The sequence below is a fragment of the Halopseudomonas pelagia genome, assembly GCF_009497895.1.
Classification (GTDB): domain Bacteria; phylum Pseudomonadota; class Gammaproteobacteria; order Pseudomonadales; family Pseudomonadaceae; genus Halopseudomonas; species Halopseudomonas pelagia_A.
Genome location: NZ_CP033116.1, coordinates 2,093,248 through 2,114,659 on the forward strand (window position 1 = coordinate 2,093,248; position 21,412 = coordinate 2,114,659).

The 21,412-nt window shown below is 57.3% G+C and carries 20 protein-coding genes; 11 read left to right on the plus strand and 9 right to left on the minus strand.

Annotation, left to right across the window (positions count from 1 at the left end; genetic code table 11):
- The first annotated feature begins 359 nt into the window (after nucleotides 1-359).
- Nucleotides 360-590: a hypothetical protein gene (locus tag EAO82_RS09890; protein ID WP_096347582.1), complete on the plus strand. Its 231-nt coding sequence runs from the start codon at nucleotides 360-362 to the stop codon at nucleotides 588-590.
- Nucleotides 591-684: 94 nt separating this feature from the next.
- Here the strand turns inward: EAO82_RS09890 and EAO82_RS09895 are convergent, their stop codons facing one another.
- Entirely contained in the window at nucleotides 685-1,386 is a 702-nt protein-coding gene (locus EAO82_RS09895) for an FMN-dependent NADH-azoreductase (RefSeq protein ID WP_096347581.1), read from the minus strand.
- 119 nt (nucleotides 1,387-1,505) lie between these two features.
- On the opposite strand from EAO82_RS09895, the gene EAO82_RS09900 reads away from it, so the two are divergent.
- Entirely contained in the window at nucleotides 1,506-2,411 is a 906-nt protein-coding gene (locus tag EAO82_RS09900) for a LysR substrate-binding domain-containing protein (RefSeq protein ID WP_096347580.1), read from the plus strand.
- On the opposite strand, the gene EAO82_RS09905 is transcribed toward EAO82_RS09900, so the two are convergent.
- Nucleotides 2,356-3,789: a sensor domain-containing diguanylate cyclase gene (locus tag EAO82_RS09905; RefSeq protein ID WP_096347579.1), complete on the minus strand. Its 1,434-nt coding sequence runs from the start codon at nucleotides 3,787-3,789 to the stop codon at nucleotides 2,356-2,358. The genes EAO82_RS09900 and EAO82_RS09905 overlap by 56 nt on opposite strands.
- A 422-nt stretch (nucleotides 3,790-4,211) precedes the next feature.
- On the opposite strand from EAO82_RS09905, the gene EAO82_RS09910 reads away from it, so the two are divergent.
- From EAO82_RS09910 to EAO82_RS09930, 5 genes are all read left to right on the plus strand, one after another.
- Complete coding sequence (locus tag EAO82_RS09910; protein WP_096347577.1) at nucleotides 4,212-5,582, plus strand: flavin-containing monooxygenase; 1,371 nt, start codon at nucleotides 4,212-4,214, stop codon at nucleotides 5,580-5,582.
- Nucleotides 5,579-6,679: a DMT family transporter gene (locus EAO82_RS09915; protein WP_096347576.1), complete on the plus strand. Its 1,101-nt coding sequence runs from the start codon at nucleotides 5,579-5,581 to the stop codon at nucleotides 6,677-6,679. The genes EAO82_RS09910 and EAO82_RS09915 overlap by 4 nt, the downstream gene beginning before the upstream one ends.
- A gap of 15 nt (nucleotides 6,680-6,694) precedes the next feature.
- Nucleotides 6,695-6,988: a hypothetical protein gene (locus EAO82_RS09920; RefSeq protein ID WP_096347575.1), complete on the plus strand. Its 294-nt coding sequence runs from the start codon at nucleotides 6,695-6,697 to the stop codon at nucleotides 6,986-6,988.
- Between the two features lie 242 nt (nucleotides 6,989-7,230).
- Complete coding sequence (locus tag EAO82_RS09925; RefSeq protein ID WP_096347574.1) at nucleotides 7,231-7,662, plus strand: DNA methylase; 432 nt, start codon at nucleotides 7,231-7,233, stop codon at nucleotides 7,660-7,662.
- Nucleotides 7,663-7,787: 125 nt separating this feature from the next.
- Nucleotides 7,788-9,986 carry an OsmC domain/YcaO domain-containing protein gene (locus tag EAO82_RS09930; RefSeq protein WP_096347573.1) on the plus strand — a complete coding sequence of 733 codons (2,199 nt, stop codon included), beginning with the start codon at nucleotides 7,788-7,790 and terminating at the stop codon, nucleotides 9,984-9,986.
- A 3-nt stretch (nucleotides 9,987-9,989) separates the two neighbouring features.
- On the opposite strand, the gene EAO82_RS09935 is transcribed toward EAO82_RS09930, so the two are convergent.
- Nucleotides 9,990-10,568 carry a TIGR00730 family Rossman fold protein gene (locus tag EAO82_RS09935; protein WP_096347572.1) on the minus strand — a complete coding sequence of 193 codons (579 nt, stop codon included), beginning with the start codon at nucleotides 10,566-10,568 and terminating at the stop codon, nucleotides 9,990-9,992.
- 256 nt (nucleotides 10,569-10,824) lie between these two features.
- On the opposite strand from EAO82_RS09935, the gene EAO82_RS09940 reads away from it, so the two are divergent.
- Nucleotides 10,825-11,661 carry a substrate-binding periplasmic protein gene (locus EAO82_RS09940; protein ID WP_096347571.1) on the plus strand — a complete coding sequence of 279 codons (837 nt, stop codon included), beginning with the start codon at nucleotides 10,825-10,827 and terminating at the stop codon, nucleotides 11,659-11,661.
- Nucleotides 11,662-11,676: 15 nt separating this feature from the next.
- On the opposite strand, the gene EAO82_RS09945 is transcribed toward EAO82_RS09940, so the two are convergent.
- Both EAO82_RS09945 and EAO82_RS09950 read right to left on the minus strand, forming a co-directional pair.
- On the minus strand, nucleotides 11,677-12,357 hold the full coding sequence (locus EAO82_RS09945; RefSeq protein WP_096347570.1) for a Fe2+-dependent dioxygenase: 681 nt from the start codon (nucleotides 12,355-12,357) through the stop codon (nucleotides 11,677-11,679).
- 9 nt (nucleotides 12,358-12,366) lie between these two features.
- Nucleotides 12,367-14,703 carry a TonB-dependent receptor gene (locus EAO82_RS09950; RefSeq protein WP_174958818.1) on the minus strand — a complete coding sequence of 779 codons (2,337 nt, stop codon included), beginning with the start codon at nucleotides 14,701-14,703 and terminating at the stop codon, nucleotides 12,367-12,369.
- A gap of 402 nt (nucleotides 14,704-15,105) precedes the next feature.
- Between EAO82_RS09950 and EAO82_RS09955 the strand changes: the two genes are divergently transcribed.
- The 3 genes from EAO82_RS09955 (at nucleotide 15,106) to EAO82_RS09965 (ending at nucleotide 16,976) form a co-directional block, all read left to right on the plus strand.
- Nucleotides 15,106-15,984 (plus strand): endo alpha-1,4 polygalactosaminidase, encoded by an 879-nt coding sequence (locus EAO82_RS09955; RefSeq protein WP_096347569.1) that lies wholly within the window; start codon nucleotides 15,106-15,108, stop codon nucleotides 15,982-15,984.
- 74 nt (nucleotides 15,985-16,058) lie between these two features.
- The gene (locus tag EAO82_RS09960) at nucleotides 16,059-16,640 is read left to right on the plus strand and encodes a DJ-1/PfpI family protein (protein ID WP_096347568.1); all 582 of its coding nucleotides are present in this window, start codon (nucleotides 16,059-16,061) and stop codon (nucleotides 16,638-16,640) included.
- A gap of 30 nt (nucleotides 16,641-16,670) precedes the next feature.
- Nucleotides 16,671-16,976 (plus strand): ribbon-helix-helix domain-containing protein, encoded by a 306-nt coding sequence (locus EAO82_RS09965; protein WP_096347567.1) that lies wholly within the window; start codon nucleotides 16,671-16,673, stop codon nucleotides 16,974-16,976.
- Here EAO82_RS09965 and EAO82_RS09970 read toward each other — a convergent pair whose 3' ends face one another.
- The 4 genes from EAO82_RS09970 to EAO82_RS09985 all read right to left on the minus strand — a co-directional run bounded on the left by EAO82_RS09970 (nucleotide 16,977) and on the right by EAO82_RS09985 (nucleotide 21,392).
- Nucleotides 16,977-17,822 (minus strand): substrate-binding periplasmic protein, encoded by an 846-nt coding sequence (locus tag EAO82_RS09970; RefSeq protein ID WP_231703321.1) that lies wholly within the window; start codon nucleotides 17,820-17,822, stop codon nucleotides 16,977-16,979. It abuts the gene before it with no gap.
- A 43-nt stretch (nucleotides 17,823-17,865) separates the two neighbouring features.
- Complete coding sequence (nadE, locus tag EAO82_RS09975; RefSeq protein ID WP_096347565.1) at nucleotides 17,866-18,693, minus strand: ammonia-dependent NAD(+) synthetase; 828 nt, start codon at nucleotides 18,691-18,693, stop codon at nucleotides 17,866-17,868.
- Between the two features lie 150 nt (nucleotides 18,694-18,843).
- Nucleotides 18,844-19,320 carry a DUF1348 family protein gene (locus EAO82_RS09980; RefSeq protein WP_096347564.1) on the minus strand — a complete coding sequence of 159 codons (477 nt, stop codon included), beginning with the start codon at nucleotides 19,318-19,320 and terminating at the stop codon, nucleotides 18,844-18,846.
- 14 nt (nucleotides 19,321-19,334) lie between these two features.
- Entirely contained in the window at nucleotides 19,335-21,392 is a 2,058-nt protein-coding gene (locus EAO82_RS09985) for a pyridoxamine 5'-phosphate oxidase family protein (protein WP_096347563.1), read from the minus strand.
- Between the last annotated feature and the right edge of the window lie 20 nt (nucleotides 21,393-21,412).

A 21,412-nucleotide genomic window follows, 5' to 3' on the forward strand; every position in this document is an offset into this window, starting at 1 on the left:
GGGCGCAGGATTCGGTATTAAAGTAAGCGGGGAAGAACAGATAAATAGATACGAGACTATACGTCCAAGACTTTCCGTCCGAGACTATCTGTCCGAGACTATCCGTGTCTGAGTGAAGGCTGGCTGCATTCCCTTGCTTGGCTTCAAGGGTAAGGTAGTCCCTTGGGAAAAGTCCAAGATAATCTACGAAGTTCTAAGTCGAAAGACTTTTTTCTGAACGGAAAAAGTGGCCTTTATTGGGTGAAGCGGTTAACTTATCCAAATGGCATATGGCCACCCACATAGGCTTGGCGGACGTCACTGAGATGCACGACGTGGACTGAGACCTGGTACGTTGTTACTCGAACCCAGGGAGTTTTATGGATTCCGAAGTAGTACAAAAAGCCGAGATAATTCTCTCAAATAAAAAGCTACTGGCAGAATTCGCCGACCTGAACAGAATGACCCCCGAGACAGCCACAACGCTGCTTGAGCGGCTTGTTCGCGAGCCTGTTGATTCCGAGCAGGCCGAGCGTGAAAGAGAGTCGGTACTCGCGTATTGCTACTCGAAGGTAGGCAAACTATTTGGGTTAGCAAAACCCAGGACCTGATTGCATGCCGGCGCTGCTGGCAGTCACGCTATGGGAGCGCCAACACGTCAAAGCCTTGCGTGGCTAAGCGAGTTGACGCCCCAACCCAGTGTCCTCATACCGTTTCCAGGTGCGGGGCCTCTGCAAAAGCTGCCTGCAGCTCGTCAACGAGAGTGTCGACCTGCTGCATTGCATCCGCTACCGATTCAGCCAGCAATTCCCCACCCACTTCCTGTCCTTCGATAGCGATATAGTGAAAGCGGGTGATCCCGATAAACTCCAGGGCGGTCGCCAGATTGGGTTCCAGGTGATTCATGTGCGCCATCTCCCCACCCGGGTTGAAGCCCACGCCGCCTCTGGCGGTGAGGATGACAGCATGTCTCGGTCGGTCCGCGAGCTTGGCGACATAAGGATCGAGTGGATTGCTTTCATCGACATCCACCGTCCGGCCCATGCGTACGACTTGATCAATCCAGGTCTTGAGCGCGGCGGGCATGCCGAAGTTATATAGCGGCGTGCCGATCACCAGAATATCCGCAGCAATCAACTCACCGGTTAATTCATCACTTTCGGCCAACACATCTGCCATCCAGGGCTCCTGTTTTTCCTCTGGCGTGAAGGCGGCTGCGATCCAGTCATGATCGATTATGGACGGTGGGTTTTGACCAATGTCGCGGTAGGTAAGGCTGTCTTGCGCACGGCGGGACTGCCACTGGCTGACGAAGCGGTGGCTGAGATTGCGGCTGTGGGAGCCGTGATTGTCCTTACCGGCAAAGCCGGGGCGGGCGCTGGCGTCTATGTGCAGAATATGTGGCATGGTGTGCCTCCTGTTTAGAGTTGAATTCATCTGTAATTAATCGCAAGCTCAGACTAGGCCGGCCCTCTATGGGCGACAAACGATCTTTTCTTTCAGCTACAGGTGAGAGGAATTCACTCATGACTCATCGCCGTTTACCTTCCCTTTCTGCGTTGCGGGCGTTTGAAGCCGCGGCTCGGCATGAGAGCGCCAAGCAGGCGGCGTTGGAACTGTCCGTCACAGCTACCGCTATCAGTCACCAGGTCCGCGGGCTCGAAGAGGCGCTAGGCGTTTCGCTATTTGTGCGCAAGCCCCGACAGCTGGAATTGACGGCTCAGGGGCGGGAGCTGCAAGAAGTGCTGGAGTCTGCGTTCGACAGCATCAGTACTGCAGTTGAGCGCCTAAGCGCAGTGCCCTGTCGTCAGGCGGTCACGCTCTCAACAACGCCAGCTGTTGCGGTGCGTTGGTTGTTGTCATGGGTTTGCTTGTTACGCGAGTCACATCCGGATATCGATTTGCGCATTCATGCGTCCCATGAGCCGGTCGCCCTGGACGGAGTAACGGCGGACCTGGCTATTCGCTATGGTGACGGTCGCTGGCCGGGTCTGGTGGCAGAAAAGCTGTTCGATAACACCTTTATCCCTACCTGCAGCCCGCATCTTGGGTTGCACGATGTAGCTCAGCTTGCCTCGCATTCGTTGATCCACTTTCGCAACGAGGGTGCAGTATCGTCGCCCATCGACTGGGCGGCGTGGCAGAAGCTGGCAAAGGTGCCTGGGCTGGACGTCAGTGCCGGATTGGTGTTTTCCGACGAGACTCATGCCGTATCCGCTGCCATTGGCGGCCAGGGTGTGGCGCTGATGAGTCGTCCGTTGATTGAGGATGAACTGCGAGAGGGGCGTCTGGTTCAGCCTTTTGGCCCGGCGTTTGAAGGTAAACCCTTCTATCTGGTGTACCCGGAAAGCCGCCGGAACGATCCGACGATTCTGGCTATTCGCGATTGGGTGATGTCGGTGCCGGGCGGGTTGTGTACGTTGTCGGGTTAAGCTGGTCATTGGCTATGGCCGTAATGGCGGCAATCTTGAAGCGCTTGCCGCCATCGCGTTTGGCCACGTACATGGCTTCATCCGCAAGTCGAACCAGCTCCAGTTCATCATCGGCGTGCTCTGGGTATATGGCGATACCCAGGCTGGGCGAGCTGATGACCGTTTTGTCGTTCAGGATGTACGGATTGCTCAGTGTGGCGATAATCTTGTCGGCCACCAGGGTGGCGTCTTCGCGTTTACCGATGTTGTCCAGCAAAACAGCGAACTCGTCGCCGCCCAACCGGCCAATGGTGTCGGACTCCCGCACACACTGCTTGAGGCGCTGGGCAACTTCCTGCAGCAACCGATCCCCGGTGGTGTGGCCGAAGGTGTCGTTGATCTGTTTGAAGTTATCCATGTCGAGATACAGCACTGCCAGCCGTAAGTCGTCACGTTGGGCTCTTTGCAGCGAGTTTTGCAGGCGGTCCAGAAACAGCGCCCGGTTGGGCAGCTCGGTCAGGTGATCGTAGCGCGCTAGAAACTCCAGGCGCGAGTGCGTGCGTTTGCGCTCTATAGCGGTGGCTACCTGGCTTGAGACGAATTGCAGCAGCTCCTTGTTCTGCTCGGTGTAACGCACCGCGCCGGAATAGCTCTGCAGCACCAGAGCGCCGATGATCTCCGTGCCCGCTTCCAGCGGTACTCCCAGCCAGTCCAAGGAATGCTTGCCTGCGACGCTGCCGATTTTCGCCAGGGTCTGCTCGGCGGTTTCAGGTGTGAGCAGCACAGCTTCACCGGTTCGGATGACCTCAGCACTAAGCGTGCCTGAATCCAGCCGCTGGGGCTGCGGCGGGCGGTCGAACTGGTCAACATAGTACGGGAAACTCAGTTCATCGATGGCCGGGTCGTATAGAGCCACGAAGAAATTCTCGGCCGGTAACAGGCGGCCAATAACTTCATGCACCTGAGCGTAGAGCGTCTGCAAATCACCAGCAGTGTGCGCCGCTTCGGATACGGTATACAGCGCAGCCTGCATCGCTTCGGCCCGCTTGCGCGCGGTTATATCCCGCGCCACGCCGACTCGCACCTGCTCTGCCTCAAGCCATTGAGCAGACCACATGATGTGCACGATGTGCCCATCTTTGTGAACGTATCGGTTTTCGTGATCATGGGAGGGTTCGCCGGAATTAATCCGCTCAACCAGCGCCCGGCTGGCATCGCGATCATCCGGATGAATAAATTCGAAGGCGGTGCGGCCAATCATTTCATCCGGCCGGTAACCGAAAACACGCTCACTGGCGGCGCTAACCGAGAGAAAGCGACCTTCAACATCCACAATGCATACTACGTCCAGGAGCAGATCCAGTAGTTTTTCGTGGGGCAGATAAGGGTGTGTGGTCATGCCAATTACTATACGGACACGTTGGCGCAGTTCGCTAGCGCGATAATGTTTCATTGTTCGTTACCGCGCAAATGCCGCACCAACCAAAACGCCGACACCCCAAATGTGTTAAGGTGCCCGTCCTGGCATATGAGTTATCAAGTATTTTCTCCTGCTTGACCAGTTCGAGCGCTTTCTTCCGGCGTATTCTCGAGATCTCGCGTTCCATCTCGGCGGCCTGCCCGCCACCGGCCGTCTGTTTCATCAAACAGATGCTGCCTTCATCACATAGCACCTTCGGTTAAATCCCATTGTGTGCGTCTTACTGCGGAGCCTGATGGCCGGCCTTTTACAGGCTGAGCTGCGCGCTTTTGCGTTTTTTATCGTGCGCCCGGGCCTCTCTCGCCTGGCGCACGATGCATCGCCTGTAAACAGGAGTCTTTATGACTTTAAGAATCGCCATTCTCGGCGCCGGCCCAAGCGGCCTGGCCCAACTACGTGCTTTCGAAGCAGCCCGCCGCGACGGTGCCGACATTCCTGAAATCGTTTGCTATGAAAAGCAAAGCGACTGGGGCGGCCTGTGGAATTACACCTGGCGCACCGGCCTCGACGCTTACGGCGAGCCGGTCCATGGCAGCATGTACCGTTACTTGTGGTCCAACGGCCCGAAGGAATGCCTCGAGTTCGCCGATTACAGTTTCGAAGAGCATTTCGGCCGGCCCATCCCGTCCTATCCGCCGCGCGCCGTGCTGCGCGACTACATCATGGGGCGCGTGGCCAAGAGTAATGTACGCCAGTACATTCGCTTCAATACCGCCGTGCACTGGGTAGACCAGGATCAAGCGACAGGCAAGTTCGCAGTCACCGTGCGCGATCTCAAACAGGATGAGCTGAGTACCGAAGAGTTCGATCATGTGATCGTCGCCACCGGGCACTTCTCCACGCCTAACGCGCCTTACTTTGAAGGGTTGGAGCAGTTTCCTGGCCGCGTACTGCATGCGCATGATTTCCGCGATGCGGTTGAATTCGAAGGCAAGGATCTGCTGCTGATCGGTAGTAGCTATTCCGCGGAAGACATCGGTACCCAGTGCCACAAATACGGGGCCAAATCGGTCACCTTCAGCTATCGCTCACAGCCCATGGGCTTTGATTGGCCGGAGTCCTTCGCCGAAGTGCCGCTGCTGACCGAGGTGATCGGCAAGACCGCCCATTTCAAGGACGGTACCAGCAAGGAGGTCGACGCGATCATTCTGTGCACCGGGTATCAGCACCATTTCCCGTTCCTGCCCAACGAGCTGACCCTGACCACGCACAACCGGCTGTACCCTGAAGGCCTGTACAAAGGCATCGTTTCCCTGGCCAGCCCACAGCTGATGTTCCTTGGCATGCAGGATCAGTACTACACCTTCAACATGTTCGACGCGCAGGCCTGGTACGCCCGCGATCTGATACTTGATCGCATCAAGCTGCCAGCGGCTGCGGCCATGGAAGCCGATTGCAACGAATGGGTTAGCCGTGAAGAGCAGGTTGCCAATCCCTTCGAGGCGATCGATTTCCAGGCGGCCTACATCCTCGATCTGCTTGAGCCTACCGACTATCCAGCGTTTGACGTGACCGGCGTGGCCGAGATCTTCAAGGAGTGGGAGCACCACAAGGAAGCGGACATACTCGGTTACCGCAACAAGAGCTATCGCTCGACACTGACCGGTACGCTGGCGCCCGTGCATCACACGCGCTGGATGGATGCGATGGACGATTCGCTGGAAGCCTTCCTTGCTGAAGAGCAAGCCCAGCCAGCCAAGGAAAGCGCATGAGTTTGTCCAGCTCTAACCAGCCAACCCTGAGCCAGGCGCGCTCGCGCTTCACCTCCAGCAGCATTCGTTGGGGCTTCATGTGGGCGTTATGGTGCGCCGTGCTCTGGGGCGCCTGGTATGTACCTGGCTCCGCAGTCTGGTTCGAAGCGCCGTATATCGACCTGAGCTACGACACCAACGCCGAATTCCTGCTCGCGGCGGCGGTGCTGACCACGTTCAACGCGATTGCCGTGCTGTTCTTCCTGTTCGTCTGGAACGGGGTATTGGGCAAGTGGGGTGAGTATCTGCGCACCATCCGGCAGATGCGTTACATCTCCAAGTGGTTCTTCATTGGCGCCATCTTTGGTGGGCCGATGGCGATCTTTGGCTCGTATCTGGCGATGGGCTATATCGGCGGGGCCTTTGCGGCCATTTCCGCATTGATGTACCCGATCATCGGCGCCACGCTGGCCAGACTCTGGTATCAGGAGAAGATCACCCGGCGTGCCGCGCTGGGTATCTTCATCATTCTGGCTGGCGGCGTGACGGTATATGCACCAGGTATTATCGGTGAGCTGACCGGTACTGGTGACGCGGGCTGGCTGGGCTACCTCGGTGGTGCCATGGCTGCGCTGGGCTGGGGGATCGAAGGTGCCATTGCTGGCCGTGGGCTTGATGTGGCTGACCCGGATGTGGGTATAACCGTGCGCTTTACTGCGGAAGTCCTCTACTGGGTGGTCCTGATTCTGCCTGCAATCTACCTGTTCACTGATCAACCGGTGGTGGATCTGGTGGTCGCGACCTTCAACTGGGCAGCTATCGGCTGGCTGACGCTGGCGGGCGTGACTTTCGCCTTCTGCTACGTCTCCTGGTACAAGTCATTCCCGTTGATCGGGGTAGGGCGTGGGCAAGCGATTGCCGCGCTGTATGGCTTGTTTGCAGTGATCTTCCTCGCCGCATTCACCCTGGATCTGCCCGCCTGGAACTTCCTGGCTGGCCTGGTGCTGTTCGTGACCGGCGGTTTCGTCATGTATACCGAGAATGACGAAGTGCTTGAAGTGGTACGCGCCGTCTCCACCGACAGCAAAACGACTACCGCTCACGCGGCCAACTCGTGATCACAGGAGCACCGCATGACTAAATTGCATATGAAAGGCCGCATCCTGCAACTGATCAATGCCGAGCAGGATGCCGGCATCTGGGACTGGCAAATCACCGACGCGGTGATGGCTGAATACAGCCTGAGCGGACCCTACTGGCGCGGTAACACCCGCGTCACCCTGACGGATTTGTTCTCCAGCGGCATTATCGAAAGCGTGGAAGAAAAACTCGACGATCAGGCCTATTTCGGCGCTGGCCGCGTGTTGTTCAAATTCCGCCTCAACGACTTTGGCCGGCAACGCATGCGTGATACCGCGCTGGTCTAACCGCAACCGTTACCCACTACAACCAAGGAGCTACCATGTCTGATTTCTGGGGTTTTCCGGGGGCTGATATGCTCGCCGTCGGCGTGATTATCGTGCTCAGTGGCCTGGCGCTGTACCAGGCCCGCACCTTCGTCACCAAGCTGTAAGCGTTAAACGCCCCGCCAGGGGCACGGCCAGGAACAGGGTTTGCCTTTTACCAGTCAAAGCCTGACCTGAGCCATTAACGTTAATCAAGGTGAAGCATGGCAAAGCACGTATCCGCCGCGGATATCGGCCTGGACCTGAGCCAGGGTAACGACCAAGCACTATTCAAATGGTTTATCGCCAGTTTTCTGTTCGGCAAGCGCATTCAGCAGAACATCGCCGTACAAACCTACCGCGTGATCATCGAACAACATCAGCGCGATACTCCGCGCAAACTCGGCAATTGCTCCCATCGAGAGTTGGTCAGGATGCTCGGCGAGGGCGGCTACGCTCGTTATGACGAATCCACAGCTACGCGCCTGCACAAACTCTGCGTCAAGCTGAATGACGAGTATCAGGGCAAAATGAGTGTTATTCACCAGCTCAGCGACAACCGTGCGGACCTGGAAAAACGCCTGAACGCATTTGAAGGCGTCGGTCCGAAAACCGTCGAGATCTTTATGCGTGAAGCTGGACCCGTTTGGTACTGAGCGCCAAACAACACTGTCGTCTCGCCGCACAGTACATAGCTACGCCGACTACCAGCACATGACTTCCCGCTCAAAAGCCGGATAATGGCGGCCAATTCGTTTCGCTCTTCATTCTGGTGCCCCCCATGGAAATCAAGGTCAACTTTCTCGACAACCTTCGACTTGAAGCCAAGTTCGATGACTTCACGGTGGTGGCTGATCAACCCATCCGCTACGAGGGTGATGGCTCGGCGCCGGGGCCGTTCGATTACTTCCTCGCCTCTTCGGCGCTGTGTGCGGCTTATTTCGTAAAGCTCTACTGCGACACGCGTGGTATCTCCACTGACAACATTCGCCTGTCGCAGAACAACATCGTTGATCCTGAGAACCGCTACAAGCAGGTTTTCAAGATCCAGGTCGAGCTGCCGGCTGATATTTCTGCCAAGGATCGTCAGGGTATTCTTCGCTCGATTGACCGCTGCACGGTGAAAAAGGCGGTGCAAACCGGTCCCGATTTCATTATCGAAGAGGTGGAAAATCTGGACGCCGACGCCCAGGCCTTACTGATGCCAATGGCAGCGGGCGAGGGTACTCGGGTTCTGGGCAAGGACCTGCCGCTGGAGCAAACCATCGCCAATATGTCCGGTATTCTTGCCGGCCTGGGCATGAAGATCGAGATAGCTTCCTGGCGCAATATCGTGCCCAACGTCTGGTCGCTGCATATCCGCGATGCGCAGTCTCCGATGTGCTTTACCAACGGCAAGGGCGCGACCAAGGAGGCGGCGTTGGCCTCGGCGCTGGGCGAGTTTATCGAGCGGCTGAACTGCAACTTCTTCTATAACGACCAGTTCTGGGGCGAAGAGATCGGCAACGCGCCCTTCGTGCATTACCCGAACGAGCGCTGGTTCAAGCCGGGCCGAAGAGGTGCTCTGCCGAAAGAGATCCTCGACGACTATTGTCTGGAGATCTACAACCCTGACGGCGAGTTGCGCGGCACGCACCTGATCGATACCAACTCCGGCAACACCGAGCGCGGTATCTGCGCGCTGCCCTATGTGCGCCACTCCGACGGCCAGGAGGTGTTTTTCCCCTCCAACCTGATCGAGAACCTGTTCCTTAGCAACGGCATGAGCGCCGGCAACACCCTGGCCGAGGCGCAGGTGCAGTGCCTGTCGGAAATCTTCGAACGTGCGGTCAAGCGCGAGATTCTCGAAGGCGAGCTGTGCCTGCCGGACGTGCCGCAAGCCGTACTGGCAAAATACCCTGGCATTCTCGCCGGCATCCAGGGGCTGGAAGATCAGGGCTTCCCGGTATTGGTCAAGGATGCCTCGCTGGGCGGCGAATTCCCGGTGATGTGCGTGACCCTGATGAATCCACGCACTGGTGGCGTGTTCGCTTCCTTCGGTGCGCATCCGAGCTTTGAAGTGGCGTTGGAACGCAGCCTGACGGAACTGTTACAGGGCCGCAGCTTCGAGGGTTTGAACGACTTGCCGCAGCCGACCTTTGAAAGCCAGGCCGTTACCGAGCCGAACAATTTCGTGGAGCACTTTATCGACTCCAGCGGCGTGGTCTCCTGGCGCTTTTTCAGCGCCAAGGCCGATTACGCATTCGTCGAGTGGGATTTTTCCGCCGAGGGCGAGCACGCCAATGTCGAGGAGGCCGCCACCCTGTTTGGCATCCTCGAAGAGTTGGGCAAGGAAGTCTACATGGCCGTCTACGACGACCTGGGTGCCACCGCCTGCCGCATTCTAGTACCAGGCTACTCAGAGGTGTACCCGGTCGACGACCTGATCTGGGACAACACCAACAAGGCACTGCTGTTCCGCGCGGACATCCTCAACCTGCACAGCCTCGACGACGAAAGCCTGCAAGCGCTGATCGAACGCCTGGACGAGAGCGAACTGGACGATTACACCGACATCAAGACCTTGATCGGCATCGAGTTTGACGACAACACCGCCTGGGGCCAACTGACGATACTGGAGCTGAAGCTGCTGGTTCACCTCGCCCTGCAGCAGTTTGAAGAAGCCAAGGAACTGGTCGAAGCCTTCCTGCAGTTCAATGACAACACCGTCGAGCGCGGGCTGTTCTATCAGGCGCTGAATGTGGTGCTGGAAGTGGAACTGGACGATGAGCTGGATCTGAACGATTACGAGCCTAACTTTCGTCGCATGTTTGGCGACGAGCGAATGGACGCTGTTATCGGCTCAATGGACGGCAGTGTGCGCTTCCATGGCCTGACACCGACCAGCATGAAGCTGGACGGTCTCGAAAGGCATCAGCGTTTGATCGAGAGCTACAAGAAGCTGCACATGGCGCGGGCCGCGGGGGCGTCGAAGGCCTAAAGCTTACCTTTCTTCCTTGTCCATCCACTTTGCCACCTTCGGCGCTTCGTAGGCTTCGACCTTGGCCATCAGCGACTCAACGTCCGGGGCGACGATCAGCATCTCCCGGTAGGCTTGCTTCATAAAGCCCTCGTTCATCGCGTGGTCAAGGAAGGCGATCAGTTTGTCGTAATAGCCGCCGGCGTTGAACAACGCACAGGGCTTCTGGTGATGGCCCAGCTGGGCCCAGGTCCAGACCTCAAACAGCTCCTCAAAGGTTCCTACGCCGCCGGGCAGAGCGATAAAGCCATCGGACAGATCGGCCATCATCGCCTTGCGCTCATGCATGGAACCCACTTCGCGCAGCTCGGTCAGCCCTGTGTGCGCCAGTTCCCGCTCGACCAGATGACGGGGGATGACGCCGATCACCTCGCCACCCGCAGCTATTGCTGCATCGGCCACGGCGCCCATCAAACCAACCTGCGCCCCGCCATATACCAGGGTGATGCCGGCCTTGGCCAGCGTGGTGCCCAACTGCTGAGCGGCGTCAAGATACAGGGACTGATTGCCCGAGCTGGAGCCACAGAAGACGCAAATTCTCAAAGGGGATCCTCAAGTATCGAAGGGTGTGAAATACCCAAAAGGGGGGTTGTCGATGAAGCCAGTGACGTTACCCTAAAGCGGCGTCTTTTGTCATGACGGAGAAATGAGACTGCCCCAATAGCATTGGCAGTCCTGTGTGAATTTGTGTCGGCCGACGTTGCCAATTCTTGGGCTGTCTATACTGCTCGAAGATAGCGGCCAGCGCATATTTGCTACAATCACTCCCGCTGCACGGGTAGCTTGTACGGCAGCGACAATGCAGACTTCTGCTTTGGGAGCGCAGGTGGACAGACAAGGAAGAACTACCTCGCAAGTCACCGCCAGATGTATCAGGTTCCTTTGCTTCTACGGAGCACTGAGCCTGGCAGGGTTGAACTGTGCTATTGGCCATGCTGCTCCGCAGGTGTTGACGATCGCCACCAGCGAACTCCCGCCCTACATCAGCAAGGACCCGCAGAATAGTTTTCTGACTGAATTACTACAGGAAATAGCCAAGGAAATGGGCGTTAGTATCGAGCTGCGTTTTATGCCCTGGCCACGGTGCGAGCTTGCTGTGGAATCTCTCCAGGCATGGGCGACGATGCCTTATGTGCCAACGCAGGAGCGCGAGGAAAAATTTCTGTTTTCACAGCCGCTGTATGCCAAGCGAACCGTACTATTTTATTACAGCAAGGTTGAGTCTGATATTCCAAAAAACTTCACTGATCTTGGCGAGCTCAGCCGATACAGGCTGGGAGGCGTGCGTGGCTACTATTACGAAAGTATATTTTCGGCGGCTGGACTGCCTCTTGCGCTTGCTTCAAGCGAAGAGCTGAATTTCAGAAAGATACATGCTGGCCGGGTCGACCTGGTTCCTGCCGTTGAAACAGTAGGCTGGGACATCATCCGCAGGACCTTTTCAGAGGAAGACCAAGCCTATTTCGGTACCCTCGATAGCACCCTGGATGTTGGCTACAACTATCTCATGACCTCGCGAAACTACCCTCAGACAGAGTTGTTACTTGAGCGCTTCAACCAGGCCTTGAATACGCTGCAGCTGAACGGCGTTTATCGCACAATAGCCGCCAAGTATGGCGTTTTGGCCGGCGATTAGTTAGTGACTAGACGCCTAGCACTCTGACCACATCCTGACCAGATTGTTATAGGTGCCTGTCAGAGCCACCAGCTCAGGCTGTGCTTCGCCGTGCTCTGTTCTTAGTTGGCGAAGGGAGTTGTCCATTTCATATAGCAGACGGCGCTTTTCCGTATCACGAATCAGGCTCTGCATGAACATGTAGCAACCCAGACGCTCACCGCGGGTGACCGGGCAGACTTCATGCAAGCTGCCGGAAGGGTAGGTAACCAGGCTTCCCGCGGGAAGCTTGATGGTTTGATCGCCAAAGGTATCCGAGATCTTCAGCTCGCCGCCGTCATACTCATCGGGATCGGAGAGAAACAGCGTGGCCGAGACATCGGTACGCAGATAGCTGCCGTCTGGTAACAGCCGCAAGGTGCTGTCGGTGTGCTTACCGTAGTGGCTGTCTTCCGGGGTATAACGATTGAAGTTCGGCGGGATGATTTTGAAAGGCAGCACCGCGCTCATGATGTCCGGCGTGCGGTTCAGCGCACGCATGACCACAATCCGCAAATCGTGCAGTACCTCCGATTGCTCGGAGAGCTGCAAATTTTTCTTCACCTGTTGGGCCTGTGGGCCGGCGCTGATGCCCCGGGCCCATTCGGCACCCAGCAACTGGCGACGCATGGTCGCCAGTTCCTCAGGGGTGATTACATTTTCAAAAGTGACAATCATCGTTTCACATTAGAAGTCGTAGCGAAGTGTCGCAATAGCATGGCGACCGGGGCCGGGAATGCCCTGTGCGCCACCCTCGGCCAATTGGGAAATATATTCCTTGTCAGCCAGGTTGAACATATTTAAACGCCCCTGCAACTGATCGGTGAAACGGTAAGAGGTAGATGCATGGAATACCGAGTAGCCATCAATCTCAACCTGGCGCCGACGCGCACCTGGCTCGGAGTTGACGTTGTTGACCTGGCTATCCACGTACTCCATGCCGCCACCGATGCTCCACCTTGGCGTCAGATCATAATCAGACCACAGGTTGAAGGTATGCCTTGGCGTACCACCGAGGCTTGAACCCACTTCCCATGGATTGTTGGAGCTGCGTACTTCTGATGTCATATAGGTGTAGCTGGTATAAAGGTCCCAGCCAGGTGCCAGGCTACCCATGGCGCCGACTTCATAACCCTCTACCCGCTGTTCGCCGTCCAGCACGTTAAGCAGATCGCCACCGCCTAGTGCCGGTGTACGCGCGTTGGTCTTGTCGGTACGGAACAATGCTGCACTCACCAGCAGATTGTTGGCGATAGTCCACTTGGTGCCTAGCTCGTAAGCAACAGTTTTTTCTGGGTCGGTATCAAAGGCATTCACGTCGACGATATCTTCACGGCCGCCCTGGGTTGCATCCCCGCCACCGGCAAGCTGTACCAGGCCGCGGTCAAAGGTGCCGGTAACATCAAATGCAGTGCCTACCGAGGCGTAGACAGTGCCGTTGGCGGTCGGCTTGAACACCAGCCCCAGATTACCGCTGAACTCCGAATCGGTACGCGAAATGGGACCCAGAGGTTCGGCGTAGCCTTTGTCTGTCGCGGTCATTTCTACCCGGTCCCAGCGCACGCCGGTGTGCAGATCCCATTGCGGAGACAAGGCCGCGACATTCAGAACGTAAAGACCTAACTGCTCGGATTCCAGACGGTGGCTGCTACCATCGTAATAGGCCTCAGGTCGTACGCGGCGTTCCGGATCGTACAAAGAGGTGCGCGGGCCACTCTGGTCAGGGCGGCGGTCGTTCTCGATATCCACGTAACCGAGTTCAGCACCCACCACTAGATCGTGGCTGATGTTGCCGGTATCAAAGGAGATAAGCAGATCGGTCTGGTTGAAGAAAGATCTGTCGGTCTGGTCGCGTGGTTTGAGGTCGCCTTGAACTTCGGCTTGAGAGAAATCTCCGCTGCCCCAGGCTGCCTCTGGAATCTTGATGCGTGGCGACGAGGTGATTGAATCATTCTCTACCTGGCTGACGCGAAACTGGTTGCGTAGACTCAGATTCTCATTGAGGTAGTGCGTCACCGCCAGGCCAAGCTGATTCACGTCGATTTTCTGGTAATCGTCTCTGTGGCCATAGTAGTTGCTGTAATCCAGCCCTGGGGGCACCTCGCCGGTGTAGTAACCATCGCTGGCGCGCTGTCCGCCTGGGGTGCGGCCATTGCTGCCGAGTTCGCCTGGATCGCCGCTGAAGCCTTCACGGTCAATCGGAATCCCCTGATCCGGGATGTTGTCCTGGCGGGTGTGGAGGAAATCCACTTCAACCTGAGTGTCGCCTTGCAAGCCCCAGATATAGGCGCCGTACAGGCCGTGACGATCCTGTTCAACGACATCGCGGCCGTGGCCGTCCTGGCCGTGATGCATGACGTTCAGGCGGAAGGCGCTGTTCTCGTCGATACGGCGATTGAAATCGCCGGTCAGGCGCGTGAGGCTATCGGTGCCTATCGACGTTTCGATCCGGTTGCGGTCCTCCAGCAGCGGCTTCTTGGTCACAAAGTTGATGGTGCCGCCGGCAGAGCCGCGGCCAGAAAACGCCGAGTTGGGGCCCTTGATCACCTCGATCTGGTCGACATAGAAGGGGTCGCGGAAATAGTTGCCCAGGTCGCGCGTGCCATTCACATTCAGGTCGTCGCGGGCGTTGAAGCCGCGTATCTTCAATTGGTCACCACCGGGCGGGTTGCCTTCACCGGCTTGCAGGCTGATGCCAGATACATTTCGCAGGGCGCTACGCAGCTCGGTAACGTTCTGATCTTCCAGCAATTCACTGGTCAATACGGTCACGATGCGCGGCGTGTCCTGAACACTGCGTGGAGTTTTAACCCCGTCCAATTGCGTACCGCGATAACCGGTTACAGTCACTGTCTCGAGTTCGGCTGCAGGCGCTTCACTGGTCTGCGCGTAAGCGGGAGCGCTGAGTGCCGTCAGCATACATACGCTGGCGGCCAGAGAGCTGCGGCTGAACGATGATCCTTTTGTAGCGCTGGTCAGAGCGTCCAGTGCTTCAGGGAGAGGCTTTTTATTGAAAGCGGGCATTGTCTGAGTCCTTTTTAATAACCCTACACGCCAAGTACTGTGCTCAAGCGCGTATTTAGAGTAATGGCAGATTTTAACTTTGTTGACGCGCTGGGTTGGTCCATATTGCCGCCGGGCCAGCATTCTCTGCGCTGTCAAAAGCGGAAGATATAAAGGTAATTGTCCAAGTGCAAACGTTTCTCGTTAGCAATATGTTTCCGTATTACACAACCTGCCTTCCCAGTTTCCTCAACGGGTAGCTCATTTTGAAGGATAAAAGGCAGGGCTGACGGGGTGGGCTTTCAAGTATTCCTACCCCGCTACGTCTGAGGCTAGAGCCACCTATACTGTGGTGATGGCGGGCTTGAGGAGCGGAGCTGACCCGCAACGGCAATGATCGAAAACAGAAACTGAGGAGGGCGAATGCAGAAGCTGAAGTGGTTTCGGGCCGCTTGCGCACTGCCCCTCGCCATTGGCCAGGCGGCCAACGCTTTGCCGACCGATCGAAACGAGGCCCCGCCTGTTGAGGTGGCGCCCGTTACGCAGGGCAGTTGGTACAAGCCGCCCGTATCGGCGACCTGGCAATGGCAATTGCTGGTAGATGACAATCACCCGCTGAACACGAACTATGTAGCGGATATCTACAATCTCGATCTGTTCAATACGCCCGCAGCCACCATCAGCGCGCTGCAGGCGCAAGATCGCAAGGTGATCTGTTACTTCTCGGCCGGCTCCTTCGAAAATTATCGCTCGGATCGTCACCAGTTCGACCGCAGCGAACTGGGTAATGGCCTGGAGGGTTGGCCCAAGGAACGCTGGCTGGACATCCGCTCGAACAACGTCCGCAGGATCATGACCGAGCGGTTGGACCTGGCAGCCGAGAAGGGCTGCGATGCGGTCGAACCGGATAACGTCCAGGGCTATCTTGAGCCCACAGGCTTTGACCTGAGCGCCGAAGACCAGCTCGCCTATAATCGGTTTATCGCCAATCAGGCGCGCCAGCGCGGCCTCGGGGTGGGTTTGAAGAACGATCTCGAGCAGGTGGAGGCGCTGGTGGATTACTATGATTTTTCGATCAACGAACAGTGTTTTCAATACAACGAGTGCGACCTGTTGTTGCCGTTTATCCAGGCCGGCAAACCGGTGTTGCATGCCGAATACCCGGAGGAAGATGGCGGCCTTTCCCTGAGTGACAGGTCCGTAGAGGGGCTTTGCAGTGCCGCCAACAAACTGCAGTTCAGTACCCTGGTTTTGCCGGTTGCCCTGGACGATAGCTTTCGGGTGACCTGCCAGAACCAGTGATTGTAGTAGCCGCCTGTTACCCGCAGGCCTTCATACAGGTGCATGCTGAACGCACCAATAGAGGAGGGCGAAACATGACCGCTAAGAAATTGCTGTTACTGGCCGGTGACTTCACCGAAGACTATGAAACCATGGTGCCGTTTCAGGCCCTGACCATGCTCGGCTATCAAGTTGACACGGTATGTCCGGAGAAAAAAGCCGGGGACACCGTACGCACCGCCATTCACGACTTTGAAGGTGATCAGACTTACACTGAGAAGCCCGGCCATAACTTTGCTTTGAACTACGATTTCGATCAGGTCAAAGTCGAAGACTATGTTGGTCTGGTGATTCCTGGTGGCCGCGCCCCGGAATATTTGCGTTTGAACGAACGGGTAATCGAAATCGTGCAGCAGTTCGATAAGGCGCAGAAGCCCATCGCCGCCGTATGTCATGGTGCGCAGATTCTGGCCGCAGCTGGCGTGTTAAAAGGTCGCGAGTGCAGTGCCTATCCGGCCTGCGGCCCCGATGTGAAGCTCGCTGGTGGTACTTATATGGATATCCCGGTGGATCAGGCCCACACTCAAGGTAACCTGGTCACCGCGCCCGCCTGGCCATCGCATCCCGCCTGGCTGGCCGCGTTTGTAAAACTGCTGGGCGCCCAGATAACGCTCTAGTTCGGATAAACAATCATCAGGGGTGGCCGCATGTGTGAGCTCTACGTCAAAGCCGATCCAATTCTGTACGAATCGCGTTCCCGCTCCCTGCGCATCCGCGGCGTGGTCACCACGCTGCGGCTGGAAAATCAGTTCTGGCAGATACTCCAGGAAATCGCCGAGGTCGATGGCATGACCACCAACCAGTTGATTACCAAGCTGTACGAGGAAATCATGGAACTACGCGGCGAAGTAGAGAACTTCGCCTCGTTTTTGCGGGTGAGCTGTACTCGCTATCTGGCTCAGCGCGAAGCGCGTCCGGTGCCCTTGTCGGTGGTGCGTGCCTCGGCGGGCTGACTATTGCGCCGGTACGTAGCGCCGCACAATTTGCTTATAGCTGCCATCGGCAACCAGTTGTTGTAACGCCTCTGCATAGTCCCGAACAAAGTCCGGATCGTTTGATTCCTTGCTGAACGCTACCTCTGCTGGCTCATGGGACACCACAACCTTAGTCGCTTTGATTTGTCTGCCCAGGCCGAGCTGACGGATCTCATAGGCGCCGGTATGTTCGTTGGCAATGACGCCGTCAATTCGCCCTCTGTCCAGCATGCGCCACAGGTTTTCGCGTTTGGCCAGGATCGTTACCCTCGCGGCAAATTCGGGGTCGTTCATGACTTCCTGAAAGTCAGATCCGTAATACACCCTGATCTGCGCGCCAAGTCGGAATTCAGTATCTCGCAGATCAATCAGGCGAGAGACGGGCCATTTTGCAAGCGCCCGTTCATGCATAAACAGAATGTTGTGCGAGGCAGGGATAACGGCGCCGGAGAAGTGCGCAAACTTTTCGCGCTCCGGTCGCCGAAAGGCGCTGGGTAGAATATCCAGCCGGCCCAGCTCCAGTTCCCTTAGCGCTCTTGCCCAGGGCAACTTGTGCAGGGTGGCCTTGCAGTCCAAATGCTCAAGCACTGCGCGGTTGAGCTCGACATCGATTCCCGCAATATCTCCATTAGGCATTTGCATGCTGAACGGTGGGTCATCGTCCCAGCGCACGCTTTTCTCGCATTCGGCTGCCGCCAGACTGGGCCAGCAAGCCAGCACAACAAGAACGAGTGCCAAGCAGCCGCCTGGTAACACAGGACGAGCTGCGACAGCGCCAATCAAGATCGTCATCCGTGCAGACCTCGTTTTGGTTTCAAGGAGCATAGCAGACCGGCGATCCCCGGCACCTCGCCCTCGCACCTGCAGATCAAGGTGTCAGAGGCACCTGGCGTTTATGCTCGGTCGCATCATAGCGCTCGATGATCTGACGAGCGATATCGTCGTCCACCGCCTTACCCAGCAGGAAAGCATCAATCTGCTCGTAGGTCAGACCATAGGCATCTTCATCCGGTCTGCCAGGCTTCAATTCTTCAAGGTCGGCGGTTGGCACTTTGCCGACCAGTGACGCAGGCGCACCCAGCTCCGCAGCAATGCGCCGTACCTGGCTCTTGGTCAGCCCGGTCAGTGGGGCGAGGTCACAGGCGCCGTCACCAAACTTGGTGAAAAAGCCCATCACCGCTTCGGCGGCATGGTCGGTACCCACCACCAGGCCATTGACGAAGTTGGCCAACGCATATTGCGTAACCATACGGGTACGCGCCTTGACGTTGCCTTTAACAAAATCACGCTTGCCCGCGTCAGCCTGTTCATCAGCAAAGTTCTCCATCAACGCGTCGACCGCACTTTGAATGTCGACGGTGCGCACCTGATCCGGGTTGATGAAATCCACCGCTGACTGGGCGTCGTGCTCATCATGCTGCACGTCATAGGGCAGGCGCATGGCATAGAAGGTAGCGTTGTAGCCGCCCTGGCGAAGCGATTCGACGGCAATTTGGCAAAGCTTGCCACAGGTAGTCGAGTCCACACCGCCGCTGATCCCGAGCACCAGCGCTTTAGTCCCGGAGCGTTGTACGGTGTCTTTAATGAAATCGATACGTCGCTCAAGCTCCATCTTGAGTTCAACGTCGTTCTCAAGCTTGGAATTCACCTGCAAAGCGCTGCGAATTTCAGCGCCACGGCTTGACGCAGTGTTCATGCTTGTCTCCTTGGTATTCGACACGAAAAGAATCAATGACCTGATAGTTCGACACCATAAACGAGGTTAGTGCCGACACCAAGAGTCAGTTCGTTATCTGGCATGTCAGAACCTTACACAGGGCTAGCATTGTCGCTACAAATGCTCACTTCACAAACCAAGCTGCGAAAGCTCTGGATGATCATCCGGGCGGCGGCCCAGTGGCCAGCGGAATTTGCGTTCGGACTCCTCAATGGGTAGATCATTGATGCAGGCGAAGCGATGGGCCATCAAGCCGTTCTCGGCAAACTCCCAGTTCTCGTTGCCGTAGGAGCGGAACCAGTTGCCGGAATCGTCGTGCCATTCATAGGCATAGCGCACAGCAATACGGTTATCGGTGAAGGCCCATAGCTCCTTGATCAGGCGATACTCGAGCTCCTTGTTCCACTTACGCTCGAGAAAAGCCTGCGCTTCGGCGCGGTTCTTCGCAAACTCCGCGCGGTTGCGCCATTGGGTATCTGGTGTATAGGCCAGCGCCACTTTTGCCGCGTCCCGGCTGTTCCAGCCATCTTCAGCCAACCGGACTTTTAACAGGGCAGACTCGCGGGTAAAAGGCGGAACAGGTTGGCGAATTTCAGGGGTAGACATGGCACAGCACCTCTCTACAGATCAAGAACCAAGGGTTGAATACCGTCCGCATGTTCCGCCGGTACCGCGCAGCAGATCAGCACGCTGCCGTCCTCCGGCATTTCCGCTGGCGGATTGGGGTAGTGAACGTCGCCGCTGACAATGCGTGTTTTGCAGGTGCCACAGGAACCGCCGCGGCAACTGAAGTCGGGGCTCAGGCCGCGGCTTTCTGCCAGCTCTAGCAAGCTACCGCTGTCTGGGGTCCAGCGGGCTTCTTTTGCCGATGACTCGAAATACACCGGCACCGGCGCGCTGGCGGCGGGTAGTTGGGCCAGTGGTGCGGAGGTTTCAGCCGCCAAGCGTCGTAAGGTCGAAGGCCCGAATGCCTCGGCGTGAATGCGTTCATCCGCAATGTTCAGCGCACGTAGCGCGTCGTACATATCCTGAATAAATCCGCCGGGCCCGCAGAGGTAATAATCGTAATCATCCAGCGGCAGCCGAGTCTTTACTTGAGCGAAGTCCAGGCGGCCGGTTATATCAAAGTCGCGGCCAGCGATAGCTTCAGCGCCTGGATTGCTTAAGGCGCGGTGAATATGCAGTTGCTGCGGATCGCGCTGCTGCAAATCCCCGAGCTCTGCCTGGAATGGCAGGTCCTCCAGCGTTCTGGCGCTCTGGAACAGATGCACATGGCGTTGCCGCTGATGCTGTTGATTCTGCGCTGCCAGCTCCCTGAACATGGAAAGCAGGGGCGTGATGCCTACCCCGGCAGCGATCAATACCACCGGCCGTTCGGTTTCCTCTTTCAACGTGAAGCTGCCCATTGGCGGGCGCACCTCCAACAGGTCGCCCACTTGCATAGTGTTGTGCAGGTGATAAGACGCCGGCCCCTGCGCCTTGACGCTGATACGGATGTGCCCGTCAGAAGGGGCGCTGGAAACGCTGTAGGTTCTGATCAGCGCGGGCTCATCGGCATTGGGCTGCAGGCGCACCGGCACATGTTGCCCAGGGGTAAAAGCAACGTGCGCAATGTCCAGCGGCTGGATAACAAACGAGCGGATGTCCTTGCTCTCTTGCTGCACCTGCATCACCCGCCATTGCTGCCACTGCTGGCGCTTTTCTTTCTGCAGCAGCTTCTCATCTGCTTTAGCCCAGGTACCTGTAGCCAGGCTGGTGGGTGCGTAGTCTTGAAACTCCCAGCGCAGCGCGACGGCGGCAGGTCGCAACACCGCCTGAGTCACATCCAGCGTCCAGAGCCGCTCGGCGCCTTCAAACGCGTTAACCAGTGGGCCATCCAGAATCAACTCAGTGCGCCCGGTAAGCTGCAAGATGTCGCCATTGGCGAAATCAACAAACAGCAGGCCGGCGACAGGGTTGGCGTGCAGATTGCCCAAGGTGTTGAAGAACAGATTGCCCGCGTAATCGGGAATGGTCAGCCGGTTGCCCTCGACTTTGACAAAGCCCGCGCGGCCACCCCGGTGGGAAACATCCACAGAGCGGTGGTGTGGGTCGTGATCGAAGTAGCTGGCGATAAAAAAGGTGTCCGCGGCGCGGATAATTGCGGCAGCCCGCGCAGTCAGCTCAGTAAATTCCTGCCGCGGCGGGCGGTCGGCTGGCATCTGAACGTGTTGATAGGAGCGCGTTTGAATGTACTTGGGGCAGTTGCCATAAGAGTGCTCGACCGCCACGGCAATGCCATCCGCAGATACCTGCTGGATCACACCGTTGATGCGATTACGCCGACGCGTATGCAGCTCGATGCCGAGCAGCCCGATACTCTTGCCGGGTTGCAAGCCGGCAGCGGCCGGATCCTGGCTGTCTGGCTGCGTACCCAGTAGCAACTGCTGCGGGTCGGGCGAGGTAACGAAGCCTTCCGGCCCCTCCAGCAGAGTGGCCCAGGGCCGCTGCTGCGCATCCACCGCACCGACGATCATAAAGGGTAACTGCTGGTAGAAATCACGGTGCTGGTCGGGCATGTGGTCGCGAATCACCTTTTGCCCAAGCACCTCCATCCGCTCGGACACGCCGTGCAGTTCCTGAAGTACTTTTTCCCCGGCATGCCAGGGAGAGCGGCGGTGCTTGGGCAGGTGATCCATGGTGCGTCCTCCTCGCGTGG

Coding starts and splice junctions, on each gene's coding strand:
- nadE (WP_096347565.1), bottom strand. CDS start 18,693: ATGAACACTGCGTCAAGCCGTGGCGCTGAAATTCGCAGCGCTTTGCAG.
- EAO82_RS09900 (WP_096347580.1), top strand. CDS start 1,506: ATGACTCATCGCCGTTTACCTTCCCTTTCTGCGTTGCGGGCGTTTGAA.
- EAO82_RS09925 (WP_096347574.1), top strand. CDS start 7,231: ATGGCAAAGCACGTATCCGCCGCGGATATCGGCCTGGACCTGAGCCAG.
- EAO82_RS09950 (WP_174958818.1), bottom strand. CDS start 14,703: ATGCCCGCTTTCAATAAAAAGCCTCTCCCTGAAGCACTGGACGCTCTG.
- EAO82_RS09955 (WP_096347569.1), top strand. CDS start 15,106: ATGCAGAAGCTGAAGTGGTTTCGGGCCGCTTGCGCACTGCCCCTCGCC.
- EAO82_RS09910 (WP_096347577.1), top strand. CDS start 4,212: ATGACTTTAAGAATCGCCATTCTCGGCGCCGGCCCAAGCGGCCTGGCC.
- EAO82_RS09920 (WP_096347575.1), top strand. CDS start 6,695: ATGACTAAATTGCATATGAAAGGCCGCATCCTGCAACTGATCAATGCC.
- EAO82_RS09970 (WP_231703321.1), bottom strand. CDS start 17,822: ATGCTCCTTGAAACCAAAACGAGGTCTGCACGGATGACGATCTTGATT.
- EAO82_RS09980 (WP_096347564.1), bottom strand. CDS start 19,320: ATGTCTACCCCTGAAATTCGCCAACCTGTTCCGCCTTTTACCCGCGAG.
- EAO82_RS09895 (WP_096347581.1), bottom strand. CDS start 1,386: ATGCCACATATTCTGCACATAGACGCCAGCGCCCGCCCCGGCTTTGCC.
- EAO82_RS09915 (WP_096347576.1), top strand. CDS start 5,579: ATGAGTTTGTCCAGCTCTAACCAGCCAACCCTGAGCCAGGCGCGCTCG.
- EAO82_RS09905 (WP_096347579.1), bottom strand. CDS start 3,789: ATGACCACACACCCTTATCTGCCCCACGAAAAACTACTGGATCTGCTC.
- EAO82_RS09890 (WP_096347582.1), top strand. CDS start 360: ATGGATTCCGAAGTAGTACAAAAAGCCGAGATAATTCTCTCAAATAAA.
- EAO82_RS09945 (WP_096347570.1), bottom strand. CDS start 12,357: ATGATTGTCACTTTTGAAAATGTAATCACCCCTGAGGAACTGGCGACC.
- EAO82_RS09960 (WP_096347568.1), top strand. CDS start 16,059: ATGACCGCTAAGAAATTGCTGTTACTGGCCGGTGACTTCACCGAAGAC.
- EAO82_RS09985 (WP_096347563.1), bottom strand. CDS start 21,392: ATGGATCACCTGCCCAAGCACCGCCGCTCTCCCTGGCATGCCGGGGAA.
- EAO82_RS09940 (WP_096347571.1), top strand. CDS start 10,825: ATGCAGACTTCTGCTTTGGGAGCGCAGGTGGACAGACAAGGAAGAACT.
- EAO82_RS09930 (WP_096347573.1), top strand. CDS start 7,788: ATGGAAATCAAGGTCAACTTTCTCGACAACCTTCGACTTGAAGCCAAG.
- EAO82_RS09965 (WP_096347567.1), top strand. CDS start 16,671: ATGTGTGAGCTCTACGTCAAAGCCGATCCAATTCTGTACGAATCGCGT.